Annotated in this window: 12 protein-coding genes; 4 read left to right on the top strand and 8 right to left on the bottom strand. The window is 43.6% G+C overall.

The genetic code is table 11. From position 1 onward, the window contains the following. Positions 1-203 precede the first annotated feature (203 nt). From B4U37_RS05280 to B4U37_RS05270, 3 genes are read right to left on the bottom strand one after another with little or no spacing between them, the layout of a single operon-like run. Positions 204-989, bottom strand: coding sequence for an ABC transporter permease (locus B4U37_RS05280; RefSeq protein WP_088017401.1), 786 nt, complete (start codon positions 987-989; stop codon positions 204-206). A 3-nt stretch (positions 990-992) separates the two neighbouring features. Beyond that, complete coding sequence (locus B4U37_RS05275; protein ID WP_088017400.1) at positions 993-1,784, bottom strand: ABC transporter permease; 792 nt, start codon at positions 1,782-1,784, stop codon at positions 993-995. Beyond that, a complete protein-coding gene (locus tag B4U37_RS05270; protein ID WP_088017399.1) occupies positions 1,777-2,832 on the bottom strand; it encodes an ABC transporter ATP-binding protein in 1,056 nt (351 codons plus the stop codon). Before B4U37_RS05270 ends, B4U37_RS05275 begins: the two co-directional genes overlap by 8 nt. 206 nt (positions 2,833-3,038) lie before the next feature. Here B4U37_RS05270 and B4U37_RS05265 point away from each other — a divergent pair, with 206 nt between their 5' ends. The 3 genes from B4U37_RS05265 (at position 3,039) to B4U37_RS05250 (ending at position 10,677) form a co-directional block, all read left to right on the top strand. Continuing rightward, on the top strand, positions 3,039-4,334 hold the full coding sequence (locus B4U37_RS05265; RefSeq protein ID WP_088017398.1) for a glutamate-1-semialdehyde 2,1-aminomutase: 1,296 nt from the start codon (positions 3,039-3,041) through the stop codon (positions 4,332-4,334). 356 nt (positions 4,335-4,690) lie between these two features. Then, positions 4,691-9,160, top strand: coding sequence for a glutamate synthase-related protein (locus B4U37_RS05255; protein WP_088017397.1), 4,470 nt, complete (start codon positions 4,691-4,693; stop codon positions 9,158-9,160). A gap of 419 nt (positions 9,161-9,579) precedes the next feature. Next, a complete protein-coding gene (locus tag B4U37_RS05250) occupies positions 9,580-10,677 on the top strand; it encodes an FUSC family protein (protein ID WP_088017396.1) in 1,098 nt (365 codons plus the stop codon). Between the two features lie 301 nt (positions 10,678-10,978). On the opposite strand, the gene B4U37_RS05245 is transcribed toward B4U37_RS05250, so the two are convergent. The 5 genes from B4U37_RS05245 to fabL form a co-directional block, all read right to left on the bottom strand. Next, on the bottom strand, positions 10,979-12,724 hold the full coding sequence (locus B4U37_RS05245) for an ABC transporter ATP-binding protein (RefSeq protein WP_088017395.1): 1,746 nt from the start codon (positions 12,722-12,724) through the stop codon (positions 10,979-10,981). A gap of 366 nt (positions 12,725-13,090) precedes the next feature. Further along, positions 13,091-13,621 carry a nucleoside tri-diphosphate phosphatase gene (gene ntdP / locus B4U37_RS05240; RefSeq protein WP_010199009.1) on the bottom strand — a complete coding sequence of 177 codons (531 nt, stop codon included), beginning with the start codon at positions 13,619-13,621 and terminating at the stop codon, positions 13,091-13,093. A gap of 169 nt (positions 13,622-13,790) precedes the next feature. Further along, the gene (locus tag B4U37_RS05235) at positions 13,791-14,090 is read right to left on the bottom strand and encodes a YgaB family protein (protein WP_244951595.1); all 300 of its coding nucleotides are present in this window, start codon (positions 14,088-14,090) and stop codon (positions 13,791-13,793) included. A gap of 167 nt (positions 14,091-14,257) precedes the next feature. After that, positions 14,258-14,461: a gamma-type small acid-soluble spore protein gene (locus tag B4U37_RS05230; RefSeq protein WP_010199007.1), complete on the bottom strand. Its 204-nt coding sequence runs from the start codon at positions 14,459-14,461 to the stop codon at positions 14,258-14,260. Positions 14,462-14,544: 83 nt separating this feature from the next. Beyond that, positions 14,545-15,294, bottom strand: a complete 750-nt coding sequence (gene fabL, locus B4U37_RS05225; protein ID WP_010199006.1) for an enoyl-[acyl-carrier-protein] reductase FabL — start codon at positions 15,292-15,294, stop codon at positions 14,545-14,547. A 111-nt stretch (positions 15,295-15,405) separates the two neighbouring features. On the opposite strand from fabL, the gene B4U37_RS05220 reads away from it, so the two are divergent. Then, positions 15,406-15,630 (top strand): hypothetical protein, encoded by a 225-nt coding sequence (locus B4U37_RS05220; RefSeq protein ID WP_088017394.1) that lies wholly within the window; start codon positions 15,406-15,408, stop codon positions 15,628-15,630. Positions 15,631-15,648 lie beyond the last annotated feature (18 nt).

Here is a 15,648-nt window from a genome sequence, read left to right as displayed (position 1 = left end):
CGGGACATGCCATTAGTACAATATACGCTAAGGAAGAACAGGTATGCTTTTTTGTTGGTATAAAGTTTGATCGTTCCTTTTCGCTGCAGGCACTCGCTTTCCGCGGGGCGCTGCTTGAGCCTCCTTCTTCGTTGCGGGGTCTCAACCTACCGCTAGCTCCCCTCGGAGTCGAGTGCCTTCCGCTTCAATCCACTATTTCGAGGTTAATTCCCTGCACCTCTATATTTCGTTACTCCGACATTCCAGACAAATACGGCTAGAACAAAAAATGCTATTCCGATAAATGGAGTCATAAACGCGTAACCATACCATTCGGACCTCCCAAGGAAGTATGCAGACGGGTATACACCGACAAAGGCAAATGGGAGGATCCATGTCAGGACAAATCTGATAACACTGTTATAAATATCAACCGGATACCTTCCATAGTTTCCGATATTGTACATCATCGGCATAATGGATGTTCTTGCATCTGACCAGAAACCGATGCTTGCAAGCAGGACGAATATTCCCGCATAGACAAGTGCTCCGCCAAGTACAAAAATGATTAATAGAAGATAATCGTACCAGGCAAAAGTCAGATTGAGCAGGTTGCCAGCATAGATCATGATTGCCACACCAGTAAACACCCCAAATAATGATTCCAGTTCCATCCGCTCCAGAACTACTTGAAACAGACTATGGATTGGACGCGTCAGGATGCGATCCATCTCCCCTTTTACAATATATCGTTCATTAAAATCCCAAATGTTAAAAAACGAGGAAAACAGCGCATAAGGTATCAAAAAGAAACCATAAATAAAGATGATTTCCTCCCTGCTCCATCCGCTCAAGAACTGTGTGTGCCCAAAGACAACCAAGATAAAGACCAGGTTGACCGCCTGAAACAACAAGTCGGAGAGGATTTCTACAACCAGGTCAGCTCTGTATTGGAACCGAGTTTTTATATACTGGCCAATGTATTGAAAGAACATTGAAACATAAAACATTCCTCACCCTCCTTGCACGACTAGTTGTTTTTTTGCCAAATTCCATAGCAATTGTATTGGGATAATCAGGATAAATACCCAGATCATTTGCATGAATAATGCCTGAAATACCGCATTTCCTGTAATACCCTCTGTAAAAATCATACTAGGGATATAGCTGATGGCCTGAAACGGCAGGAAACTCATAATATCTTGTGCCCATAATGGGTAAAAGCTGATTGGCAACAACAGCCCGGAAAACAGATCAATCACGACACGCTTGGCACGGATAAGTCCGTCATTATTAAATAGAAAAAACGTCATAATTCCTGTCAGCAGGTTGATCTGTGTATTGACAATAAAGCTGAAGATAATCGAGATTCCGAAAAGCCCCCATGTGGCAAAGTTTGCCGAGAACTCTAACGGAAAGACGAGTGCCACAATGACCATCCCTGGAACCGAGAAAAATGCCAGGCGAAAGATTCCCTCACCTAGCCCTTGCATGGTCTTCATGCCAAGGTAGTTATACGGCCTGATCAATTCAACGGCAACCTTTCCTTCTTTTATCTCTTGGGCAATTTCTCGGTCAATATTATTAAAATAAAAAGCACGAGCCATCCAAGCGACAGCGACATATGTTGTCATTTGGATGGTGGAGATGCCTTGGATATCTTCTTTTCCGCTATAGATCGCTTGCCAAAGAAAATAGTAGGCTCCTATGTTAATGCTATAAATCAAGATTCCAGAGTAATAGTTCGTGCGATATGCCAGCATCATCAAAAAACGGATGCGGATCATTTCAATATACTTATCCATGAGTCAACACCGGCTGCTTTTGGGAGGTTGGCTCTGTGCCGGCAACCATCCCCTTATCATAGATATTGCGGATTATTTCCTCTGTAGAAATCTCTTGAATGGTAAGGTCTGTGATGGAAAACTGCCCTACTACCCTACCGATAAGTTCAGAAATTTCCTCTTCCTCTTTCGAAACCACCGCGCTCCAGATCGTCTCTTTCCCTTCATTTTTCCATAGCACTTCAAGATCTGGAGTCAACGGGGTAAGTTGTTCTTCTGTTACGTTTTGAGCAAACTGGAATCGAATTTGCTTCCCTTCTCCCCAGTTGTTACGGAGCTTTTGGAGTGAACCATCATAAATGACCTTTCCTTCATCTAACATGACCACTCGCTCACAAAGTGCTTCAATATCTGCCATATCATGCGTGGTCAATAGAATCGTTGTTTTATATTTTTCGTTTATTTCTTTTAGGAACTGTCGGATTTTAAGTTTTACCAATACATCCAAGCCGATTGTTGGTTCGTCGAGGAAAAGCAACGGGGGATTGTGAATGAGCGCCGCAGCCAGTTCACAACGCATCCGCTGTCCAAGCGACAGCTTTCTTACCGGCTTATCGAGAAGATGGCCGATATCAAGCGTTTCAATCACATGGTCCATATGCTCGTTATAATCCTCGTCTGAGACCTTATATACTTTTTTCAGGAGGCGGAAAGATTCTTGAACCGCAATATCCCACCAAAGCTGGGAACGCTGGCCGAACACAACGCCAATGGAACGGACAAACTCTTCCCTTTCTTTATGCGGATTCATCCCATTAACTCGTACTGTTCCAGATGTCGGGGTGAGAATTCCTGTCAGCATTTTGATGGTGGTCGACTTTCCTGCACCATTCTCCCCGATGTATCCGACCATTTCCCCTTGTTTAATGGTAAAAGAAACATCGTTGACGGCTGGCACTATTTTATAGTTTCTTGTAAAAAGATCGCGGAATGCTCCCTTTAAACCAGAACGACTAGAATATGCTTTAAACTCTTTGCGAAGCGAATCTACTTCTATGACGTTATGCATCTAGGTTACTTCCTTTCTATTATATGAACATTTGATGATAGTCTTTTGAAAAAAGCTCATAGAGACTAGTGTATTACAAGTGAGGGGAAACACTCAAACGGGAAGCTTTGGGAATTCCGTATTCCATTACAACACCACCACATTCATGATAAAATAACGTATCATTTCTTTTATCAAACAAATGAACCAGGAGGATTCAATTAGATATGAACTTTTCAAAATCACAACAAATACACGAAGAAGCCTTGCACCATATCGTCGGTGGCGTGAACAGCCCTTCCCGTTCCTATAAAGCAGTCGGCGGCGGTGCACCGGTCGTAATGGAACGCGCGGAAGGAGCTTACTTCTGGGATGTCGACGGCAATAAATACATCGACTACCTGGCAGCATACGGACCAATCATCACCGGGCATGCCCACCCGCATATAACAGAAGCCATTACGAAAGCAGCACAAACTGGGGTCTTGTACGGAACACCTACTCCCCATGAAGTGAAGTTTGCCAAAATGCTTAAAGAAGCGATGCCTGGAATGGACAAAGTACGTTTCGTTAACTCCGGTACCGAGGCAGTAATGACAACCATCCGCGTGGCGCGTGCCTACACAGGTCGAGACAAAATCATCAAGTTTGCCGGTTGCTATCATGGACATTCGGACCTGGTTCTTGTTGCAGCAGGATCTGGCCCTGCAACACTTGGAACACCAGATTCCGCTGGAGTACCAAAGAGTATTGCCAACGAAGTCATCACGGTTCCTTTTAATGATATCGAACCGTTCCGTGAAGCGATGGGAAAATGGGGCGACCAGATTGCGGGCGTCCTTGTGGAGCCAATCGTCGGTAACTTTGGAATCGTAGAACCAAAACCTGGCTTCCTTCAAGCAATAAACGACATCAGCCATGAAGCTGGGGCGCTTGTTATCTATGATGAAGTGATAACGGCATTTCGCTTTATGTATGGCGGTGCGCAGGACATGCTTGGAATCACACCTGACCTGACGGCGCTAGGAAAAATCATCGGCGGCGGACTTCCGATTGGTGCATACGGCGGCCGCGCAGAGATCATGGAAAAGGTAGCGCCACTCGGCCCAGCATATCAAGCAGGTACCATGGCTGGTAACCCGGCATCCATTTTATCAGGAATCGCCTGCTTGGAAGTACTACAACAAGAAGGAGTTTACGAACACCTTGACCATATCGGCCGCTTACTAGAAGAAGGCATTCTGGAAAGAGCAGAAAAGTATGGAATCACCATTACCATCAACCGTCTCAAAGGTGCACTTACCATCTACTTTACAGATGAAACGGTAGTCAACTATGAACAGGCGGAAAATACAGATGGCGAACAGTTTGCTAAATTCTTCAAACTGATGCTAAACCAAGGAATCAACCTTGCACCTTCTAAATACGAAGCATGGTTTGTGACAACGGAACATACCGAAGAAAATGTAAGAGTGACACTAGATGCAGTTGAGCACGCATTCAAAGAATTAGCGAATGCATAAATATACAAGACAGCGTGTACACATATGCGCTGTCTTTTTTTGAACCAATCCTTGAAAACGCTTTCAACTAAACACTTTTTCTTCCTCTCCACTTGTATGACCTCTTCACTTTTTTGCATAAAAAATTGATTTTTATTGTTTGAAATGTTAGTATATAATTTAAAGTCTGAAAATTCCCTTATTTATTTTTCCTCACTTTTTACCTATTTATAAGAAAACCGCCGAGCTTACCTCACGCAGAAGGTATAGCTACTACTATTTATCTGCACAGGTTTTTCTTATCAAACTATCAAACCACAGGAGGTGAATGGCTAGTTAGGGTCCCCACTTATATCCCTAGTTAACAGCCAATCCATATGAAAAATTGGAGTCCAAGTACATTTAAAGATTTTCACAACGCAGAACACGATGCATGTGGTATTGTATCCGCTATTGAAAAGAAAAAAATCCCAACAAAGAAAAATATCGACGACTGTATAGATGCGTTAGTCAAAATGAACCATCGTGCCGGTTTCATTAACGGTGAAGGCGACGGTGTCGGCATTCACATAGATATCCCCCGTGCACTTTGGAAAGAAAAACTCGAGAAAGTCGGCGAGGACGCTTCCCTTGTAGATCGCGAAGATTTTGTAGTCGGTCACTTCTTCATCAATCACCATGTTGATGTGGACCAAGTGAAAAGCGAGATTACAAGCATTTTAGAAAAAGCATCTCTTAAACTAGTTTTTGCTTCTGATACCGTGACATCTTCTGAAGCATTAGGACCGATTGCTATCATCCAAGATCCGGTGTTCTGGCAGATTGCTTTAGTTTCAGAAAAACAAGAGTGCACACAAGCGCACCTGTTCCATGCTGCCATTGAGATCGAAAAAAATGATGACGTACATGTTGCATCCCTATCGAACTACCATGCGGTTTACAAAGTAATGGGTGCCGGCGATATTTTGCCAAAATTCTATCATGACTTGGCAAACCCGCTTGTTGCATCTGCTATGACGCTTGGGCATAACCGCTATTCTACCAATACACTATCTAACTTTTTTCGTGTGCAACCATTTAGCGTCCTAGGTCATAACGGTGAGATCAATACGATTGCTAAGCTACGTGATGAAGCAACAATGATTGGTGTGCCACTAACTAATGGCGGAAGTGATTCTCAGGACTTAAATAGAACGATTGATACGTTGATTTCTCGCGACGGTTTTACGCTTTTTGAAGCACTAGATATCGTCTTCCCGCCGATTGTCAATGAAATTAAAAGCTATCCTGCTCATTTACAGGACCTTTACACATATGTACGTGAAACTTGGGGCCACTTTGCACAAGGTCCTGCAGGCATCATTTCCCGTAACAAAGACGAAGCAGTATTCAGTCTAGATGCGCTCGGGCTTCGTCCAGTTTGGATGCTTCAGACAGAGACTTCGTATTATTTTTCGTCAGAACCGGGTATCATTCCGACAACGGAATACACGGCAGAGCCGAAGCCTTTCTCTCCTGGTGAAAAAGTTGGGATGAAATGGGATGGCGATACGATTAAAGTGTATGACTATCATGCGTATCAAGAAGAAGTCTATCAGCGTATGAACGAGAAGTTTGCTGTGGAAGGATTCGCTGAACGTCTGAATGCACCAAAACTTGATACCTATGTGTCTACCGCTCCACTTGCAAAAGTGCATAACGGACATTACGCAGCTTTCGGTTGGGACCGGGAGCATATCCAGTTAATCGAACAGATGGCGGAAAAAGGTGCAGAACCGATCCGTTCCCTTGGTCATGACGTACCGCTTGCTGCCATGAATCCTGGCCGCAACAATATCGCTGATTTTATAAAAGAAAGCGTAGCGGTTGTAACGAATCCAGCAATCGACCGTGACCGTGAGACAGAACACTTTTCCACAAGAACGGTTCTTGGTGCCCGTCCAGCCCTCCAAAAAGAAGACCTAGTACCAAACGGCTACACAATGGAACTCCTTTCTCCATTATTAGTAGAAGGCCAGGTTGGCATGGATTGCGCCGCAGAACTGGGGCAACCTTCCTACGATCAGCTAGTAAACCAGTTCCAATCACAAGGACTGACCTATTACGTTAATGCTACCTGTGGTTCAGATGAAGATATTCCTTCAGCTTTAGACCGTCTAAAAGCAGAAGCGGTGGACGCCGTAAAAGACGGCAAAACCTTATTGATCATTGATGATGCCCAAGCACACAAAGATGGCCAGCTTTGGTTAGACCCTCATCTTGTGACGGCAGCCATTAATGAAGAGTTGGTTCAACATCAATATCGTCGTAAATGTGCACTATTGCTTCGTTCCGGTGCCATCCGTTCCCTTCATGATGTGATGGTCGCAATCGGACTTGGGGCAAATGCCATCAGTCCATACCTACTATTTGGAACTGTTAGTGATGAGACAACTAAGCCTGTTGTGAACCTTTTCGGAGCACTGACTAAAGGAATGGAAAAAGTCATTTCTACGATTGGAATTCATGAGTTACGAGGATACGGTCGCTTGTTCTCGGCAATTGGCCTTCATAAAGAAGTCGAGGAAGCACTTGGAATCGTCAATTTCCTTGGCTCTGATAAACTCGGCTTTAATTTTACAAAATTAAAAGAGGATGCTGCAGAACGCGCAGTGGACTTTGAAGATGAAAAGGCTCGTCCAGGCAAGTCGTTCCACCTCTTCCCTCGTATCTGGAAAGCAATTGGAGACGTGGCAAAGAACGGAACATACGATGACTATCGTGAAAAACTGGATGAACAAGAAACGAAAAATCCTATTACCATTCGTCATTTAACTGACTTAAAGGTTTCAGGCAAACAACCTTCAAAAGAAAAAGTGAATATCGGGGTAGGAGCTCATGACTTGCCATTCGTCATTGCATCCATGTCCTTTGGTTCTCAAAACGAGATTGCGTTCAGAGCATATGCGGAAGCAGCAGATAAACTGAACATGGTCAGCTTGAACGGTGAGGGCGGAGAAATCAAAGATATGCTTGGAAAATACCCAAAAACGCGCGGTCAACAAGTGGCATCCGGACGTTTTGGAGTAAATGCCGAGCTGCTTAACTCTTCCAACCTATTGGAAATCAAGATTGGGCAAGGAGCAAAGCCTGGTGAAGGCGGACATTTACCTGGATCGAAAGTTACAGCTAAGATCGCCGAAGCACGTAATGCAACGATTGGATCGGATTTAATCTCTCCATCCAATAACCATGACATCTACTCTATTGAAGACTTGGCGCAAATGATTGCCGAGCTGAAAACAGCCAACGATCAGGCGAAGGTTGCGGTTAAAGTACCGGTTGTACCTAATATCGGAACAATTGCAGTCGGAATCGCAAAAGCCGGTGCGGACATCATTACGATCAGTGGTTTTGACGGCGGAACAGGGGCAGCAAGAATTCATGCCCTTCAATATGTAGGTTTACCAGTTGAAATTGGTGTAAAAGCTGCGCATAACGCGTTGATTGAATCCGGTCTCCGCAACAAAGTGGAAATCTGGGCGGACGGCGGAATCAAGAGCGCGCTTGACTGCATGAAAGTTATGCTATTAGGTGCGAACCGTATTGGATTCGGAACTCTTTCTATGATCGCCATCGGTTGTACAACATGCCGCGGCTGTCACTTGGATACATGTCACGTTGGAATTGCAACGCAAATTGAATCCGAAGCACAAGCAAAGGATCACGGTCTTCGTCGCTTTGTACCTAGACAATCAGATCTTGCCGTACAAGGCTTGATGAACCTGTTCACTGCTTTTGGTGATGAGCTGAAATCATTAACAGCGTCTCTTGGCTTTGATAACCTGCAGGAGATCGTCGGACGCTCTGATCTTCTCGAGCAAACGCGCGGCTTGGAATCGCTGGATCTTTCCAACTTGCTTCACACGTTAGACGTACCACAGCTTGCACAAAAAGAAGTGGCGGCAAGCATGGAAAAGGAAAAGCTTCTAGTTGCAGCTGGTGCAGAATATCTGGATTACCAAGAAAGCGACCTGCATGAATCCCGTCAATATGATGCGGTAACAGCAGAACAGCGTGTCCTTGGCAGCCGTGTATCCTGCCACCGTGTACGCGGACGCTTGGACGGCTCTTACCTGGAGTTACCTGAAGTGGAACTTCGCTACAACAAAGGCTCTATACCTGGTAACGGACTTGGTGCATACAACTCAACCGGTATCAACATCAAGGTTGAGGGTGGCGCACAGGACGGCATAGGTAAAACAGCATTCGGCGGAAGCATCTTCGTCTTTAAATATAAAGGTAAAGACGGCAAGTTCTATAACGGTTCTGTTGGAAAAGGCTTTGGCTACGGTGCACAAAAAGGAGCGCTTGTTGTTCAAGGAAACGCTGATGCACGTGCAGGTATCCGCCTTTCCGGAGCTGACATGATCATAGGTGGAAAAATCACCACTCCAATTCCAGCTATTGAACATGGAAACCTTGGAGTAAACGCCAATATTAAAGGCTTTGCGTTTGAGTATATGACAAATGGCCGCGGCCTTGTTCTTGGTGATCCTGGCCCTTGGATCTGCGCAGGGATGACAGGTGGAGCCGTCTACCTTCGTCATCAGCCGGAAATGGGCTTAACAAAAGAAGCACTTCAACGCCGTATCGCAAAAGGTGCAAAAGTGAACATCGAACCACTTAATGCAGCTGGCCTGAAAGATGTAGTGGAGTTACTATCCATCTATCATCAATCTCTGCTAGACCAGCACCAACTAGAAGAAGCCGCTGAAATCAAGCAAATGCTCGACAACCCGGCAAACTTCTTCCTGCAAGTCAACCCTGTCAAAGAACAGGCAGACCCAGCAGTATCCACAGAATGATATTTTGAGCTAACCCAGCCCGCAAACTTCAATTTGCGGGCTTTTTTCTAGAAAAAAGCTTAGTGAGTTGTAGTAACCTTGTTGATTGCAGTGGAAGGCGCGTAGACGCCCGCGGGAGGAAGGGACAGGTGAGACCCCACAGGCGAAGCCGAGGAGGCTCACGGACCGCCCGCAGGCAAGCGAAGCGCCTGGAACGGAAAGCAACAAAGTAAGAGCGAATTATAAAATTAGATAGTCCCGCAAACTTCAATTTGCGGGCTTTTTACTGTCAAATTTCCGCTTGCGCTACATAAGGAAACCGTGTATAGTACAATATCGAATAACATGAATACCACACTTCCGACATATACTATTAAGTGTTTAACATTTGAAAGAATAGGCTATAAAATTCGGAAAGACAAGAAAGGACTTATTTTAAAATGAAACTTGGTGCCCGTATAGTCAAGACCGGTATCGCGATTACCCTTGCTTTGTTTGTGGCACAGTGGCTCAGCGTCCCCACGCCCTTCTTTGCAGGAATCGCAGCGATCTTTGCTATCCAACCATCCATCTATAAATCATATCAATCCATTATCGAGCACGTACAGGCAAACTTGATTGGGGCAATTTTAGCCATCATTTTTTCCTTACTATTCGGACATGACCCCTTTATCATCGGGTTGACCGCCATCTTTGTCATTGGAATAAACTTAAAACTTAAAATTGAAAATACAATCCCACTAGCACTAGTTACCGTAATCGCGATTATGGAAAGTCCCGGGGAGAATTTTTTAGAGTTTGCGCTGGTACGTTTCTCCACCGTCATGATCGGTATCCTTTGTGCATTTCTAGTCAACCTGATTTTCTTGCCACCAAAATATGAAACAAGACTTTACTACAAGGTGAAATTAACAACAGAAGACATTTTAAAGTGGATTCGCATCAACATGCGTCACGGCACAGAACATCACCTTTTGAAAACGGACATCGAGATGCTGCATCAACGAGTGCTGAAACTGGAACAACTTTTCATGCTATATAAAGAAGAGAGAACTTATTTTCCTACATTAAAAAATTCAAGTTCGAAAGCACGTAAGCTTGTTATTTTCAGACAGTTGATCGTTACAAGTAACCGGGCATTGTTTACTTTAAAAATGCTACACCGGTTAGAAAACGAATTGCATCATATGCCAGTAGAGTATCAGCATTACATTAAAGCTGAATTGGACCACTTGGTTAACCTGCACGAACAGATCTTGTTAAAATTCGTGGGAAAAATAAAGCAGCATAATACTTCAGAAATGTATGAAGAAGAACGCTTTAACAAACAGCAATTTATTGATGAGTTTATGATCCATAAAGACAACTGGTGTGAATACGAAGGCGACGTTGAAGTCTGGTACCACCTGTTCCCGCTCGTATCCAAAATCATTGATTATAGCGACCAATTAGAGCATTTAGATAAGTTGATTGACAGCTTCCAGAAGTATCATGTGGATGATAATGAATTTGAAATTGGAGCGAATGAAGAAGAATAAGACACTTTCCTGCTTTTTTAAAGCGGGAAGGTGTTTTTTTTGGGGGGGAAATTGCTTAATTGTCGAAGGTGGCTTGGGAAATGTAGAAGGTAATCCGGGAAATGTAGAAGGTCAGCTATAAACGGTCGAACATTACTACCAAAGTGTTAGAAGGTCGCCTCAAAATGGTAGAACCCCTAACTGACGCAGACACACCCGCTGGAAATCCCGCAAGTATCCCAAAACTTCCTCGTATCATAAAAAAACAACCCTTAGCAGAAGAAACGAAAACTTCTCTCCGCTAAAGGTTGGCTCATAAAAATTAACTTATTTCTTGTATCGTAAACAAATTATAATAGTGACCTTTTTTCCTCATCAACTCTTCGTGAGAGCCGACTTCCGCAATCTCACCGTGCTCTATCAGCACAATGCGGCTCGCATGAGTGATGGTTGATAGACGGTGCGCAACGACAAAGGTTGTCCGGTTGGCCGCCAAACGTTCCAGTGACTCTTGAATCAGATGTTCACTTTCAAGATCAAGTGCAGATGTTGCTTCATCCATTACAAGAATTGGCGGATTTTTCAAGAACACGCGTGCGATGGCCACACGCTGTTTCTGGCCACCTGAAAGCTTCACACCGCGCTCTCCTACCTTCGTTTCGTAGCCTTCCGGCAAGTTTGATATAAACTCATGAGCATTGGCCGCTTTGGCCGCTTCGATAATCTCATCCATCGTTGCATCCGGTTTTCCAAGGGCAATATTTTCACGAACGGTATCACTGAACAAAATGCTGTCCTGGAGTACGATTCCGATTTGTTTTCGTAACGACTGAACGGTAACATCGCGAATGTCGACTCCATCAAGCTTAATTTTACCTTCTGTAACATCATAGAATCGTGGCAGCAAGCTTACCAAGGTCGATTTTCCGCCACCACTCATCCCGACAAGGGCAATGGTTTCTCCCTCTCTTACTTGCAACGACAAATTCTTCAAAACATATTCTTCATTTTTTTCATATTTAAAAGAAACATTTTCAAAGCTCACTTCACCGCGTGCGGTCTTACATTCCACGGCATTCGGCTTATCCGTGATATCATATTTCTCATCCACAAATTCAAACACCCGGTCCATGGATGCAATGGATTGCGTCAAGGTTGTCGAAGAGTTGATCAACCGGCGCAAAGGATTGTAAAGGCGGTCAATATAGGCGACAAACATGACCATTTCCCCGACCGTCAGCCCCTGATTGATAACCTGATAACTTGCGTAGCCGATTACTAGAAGCGGCGCAATATCCGTAATCGTATTCACTACTGCAAAAGTTTTTGCATTCCAGCTTGTATGGTCCAATGCTTTTTGCAGAAAATTGGTGTTCTGTTTTTTAAACTGCTCCTGTTCATAGTCTTCAATCGCCATACTTTGGATGACAGGCATTCCTTGGACTCGCTCATGCAAATGACCTTGTACCTCTGCCAGCGCCTGTGAACGCACCCTTGTTAGGTGACGGAGACGACTGTAAAAATATTTAATCGAAAATCCATAAAACGGGAACAGCATGATAGACACAAGTGTCAACGTGATATCGACTTGGAACATGATAATGATGACAATTAAAATGGTCGCAAGGTCGAGCCAAAAGTTCATCAAACCGGTGATGACAAAATTCTTAGTCTGTTCCACATCATGGATGACCCTTGAAATCACTTCACCTGCCCGGTTGTTGGCATAAAAACGCAAGCTTAGCCTTTGAATATGATCGAACAACTTGTCCCTTAAATCATATAGGACCTTACTTCCTGTCCATTGTGCAAAATATTGTCTGTAGTACTCTATCGGCGGTCTTAACACCAAAAAGGTCACGAAGATTGCCCCCATGATCATGAGCAGCTCGTTCGTTTTCTCCTCTGCTGACCGACCGTCAACCAGCAGTATATCATCGACCACGTATTTCAGTAATAATGGAATTAATAATGGCAAACCGAATTTCAGCATTCCAATAAGGATGGTACCGACAATTTGCCACCGATATGGTTTTACAAATTGCATGTACCGTTTTATACTATCCAATTGACTTCCTCCCAAATGATGACTGCTAACTTTCTATTTAGCTTCCGCTTTTCAATTTGAAACATGTATGTATTATTTCTTATAAACGCCGTTGTTGATTTCCACACTGGGCTTCGCTTTCCTAGGGGCGGTGCTAGAGCCTCCTCACTTCGTTGCATTGTCTCAACCTACCGCTATCTCCCTCAGGACAAGGAAGGCTTCGACAGCGATACATCGCACGAAGAAAATGCATAGCATTTTCGAGGAGTCATCGCCCTGTGCTCCAATCAACAGCTAGAGAACACAAATTAATTATATGGTGCTTTAACTCGCCATAAAACAAAAAAGGCCTGGCATATCAAGTTACCAGTTGCCTTTTGCATAAAACTACCCTCGGTATGTGAGGTAGCGCTCGTACCATAAATCTATGAAATCGGGAGCAAACGGACCTTTTCGCTGCCTGATCCAGGAGATTAACGTTTGAACATTACTCTTTAAGATTTTATCAATTACTTCTGGATAGTTCATCTCTTTACGATGTTTCTCGTACTCATCTTCATCTAGCAAAATAAACGTCATGTCCGGGAACACTTTTATATCCAAGTCATAATCTATGTATTTCAACGCTTCATCATCCGCTATAAATGGTGAACTGATGTTGCAATAATAGTACACTCCATCTTCTCTGATCATGCCGATGATATTGAACCAATGCTTTCCATGAAAATAACAAATTGCTGGTTCTCTTGTGACCCAGGTTCTACCGTCCGACTCTGTCACAATGGTTTTGTCGTTTCCACCAATAACAAGGTTTTGCGTCCCCTTAAGCACAGTCGTTTCATCCCACACTCTATGAATGTGACCGTTGTGCTTATAGCTATGTATTTGTATTGTTTCACCTTCTTTGGGACAACCCATTCCTCTTCCCCTTCTTTCTATTTTATGCCCGCACTTCTCAGCTAAAAGCAAACCATTTTCTACTATTATAACGGTTCCCGTGAGATTTTAAAACAAAAGAGCCATCTTTATGAAAAGAAGATAGCTCCACCGTCCTAATTAAACTCTGATTAAATAAGAAAATATCCGTTTAGATTGACTCCTGCAAGTGAAAAGATTTAATTGCCTCTTCTGTTTGAGTTTCAAAAATTGATTGAATTTCCGCTAGTTCTTCTTTCATTTTTGCAATATCTTCTTTTAGTTTTCTCAGCTTTTCTGCTTCTTCCTTCAACTGTTCCAACTGCTCTATCACCTTTTCGTTCCGTTCAATCTCCCCTTGAAGTAACAAAAGTCTATCCATCGTCTTCAACTGCTCTACCACCGCAACATCAAACCTATCCACCACAACATCCTCCTCCTTACCAAATACCATACCCTCTACCCATAACATTCTCCCCCTCCCCCCAAACCCTTTGACTACATATGTTGAGCAGAGGGAAGTTTTGTCGAGTAAAAAAAATTTGCAAAAGGGGTCAGACCCCAGCAGGAATTTCGTCCTCCACAACGAAGAAGCACTCCCTATCGGTTTGATAAGGAGTGCTTCGTGTTATTGCTTGATTATTGTTGTTGTTGGTTTTGTTGGTTCTTTTTCGCTGCAGATTGAGCGTTTTGTTGTTTCACGTGTTGCGCGCTAGTTTCGCTCGCATACTCAGCACCGTATTGTTGTTGTTGGTTTTGTTGAGCATTTTGTTGTTTCACGTGTTGTACGCTTGTACCAGAAGCTGTTTTACCTGCTTGGTTTTGTTGGTTGTTGTTTGCCATTGTTTATCACCTCCACGAAATTTAAGATAACCATTTCGGAAGGAAACTATGACAAAAAAACAAAAAAATATTTTCTGTATATTTTAGACCAATAAAGAACGGCCGCCATCCACGATAATCGTCTGTCCTCGAATCATGCTAGCTTGGTCTGATAATAAGAATAGAACCGCATTGACAAGGTCATCAGGTTCTACCATACGTCCAGCAGGGGTATTATTCTTTGCATCCTCAAGCAACTCATCTCTATTTGGAAAGTGCTTCAATGCGTCTGTATCTACCGCTCCACCGGAAACTGCATTCACAACAATATTCTTATCTGCAAGCTCGACTGCCAGATAACGAGTCAATGCTTCGATTGCAGCTTTGGAAACTCCGACAGTGGTGTAATTTTTCAAATAGCGGATGGAGCCTAGCGAACTGATGCTGACAATCTTACCGCCGCCAACCTTCTCCATTCTTTTTGCAGCCTCCTGCGCTAAAAACAGTAACGCCTTGGAGTTGATATTCATTGTCCAATCCCAATGAGACTCCTCTAGTTCCATTACGTGGCGCAACACACCTGAAGCTGCATTACTCACCAATAGATCAAGTCGACCGAACTCTTCGTCAATTTTCACAAACATTTCTTTAATCTTTTCCGGCTGGCCTACATTCGCCTTCACGGTTAATGCCTTCACACCCAGCGCTTCAATTTCAGCAGCTGTTTCTTGCGCCGCAGATTTACTGCGATTATAGTTGATGACAATGTTATAACCATCCTTAGCCAACTCCAACGCAATTTTTTTACCGATTCCACGGCTGCTTCCCGTTACTAATGCCACTTTGTTTGTCATTTTCTCTACTCCTTTATGTATGGAAACTTTAAATAATATCTTTCAGTATAAGGCTTATTGAATCATCAAACAATAACAGCATAAACATTGCCATAAAGGAGGCAGAAAGCTATGTACGTTGGACGTGACATGACCGAACTATCCATGCATTCCAAAAAAGAATGGAAAGACAGCGAACTGGCTTACTTTCACCATTCCTTGCAACAAATGGTCCCTTATTTAAATGCAGAAGGTCAAAGTATTCACAGGGAGATTGTGAAGGAAATCGAAGCGCGTGGCGGATTTCAACGTCATGAAGCCGATTGGACACACGGTACCAGAATTAGTTACGACTAAACATGTAGGAGGATCAAC

The organism is Sutcliffiella horikoshii (genome assembly GCF_002157855.1).
Classification (GTDB): Bacteria; Bacillota; Bacilli; order Bacillales; family Bacillaceae_I; genus Sutcliffiella_A; species Sutcliffiella_A horikoshii_C.
Note: the sequence above shows the minus strand (reverse complement) of the source record. Positions and strands in the feature narration are given on the sequence as shown.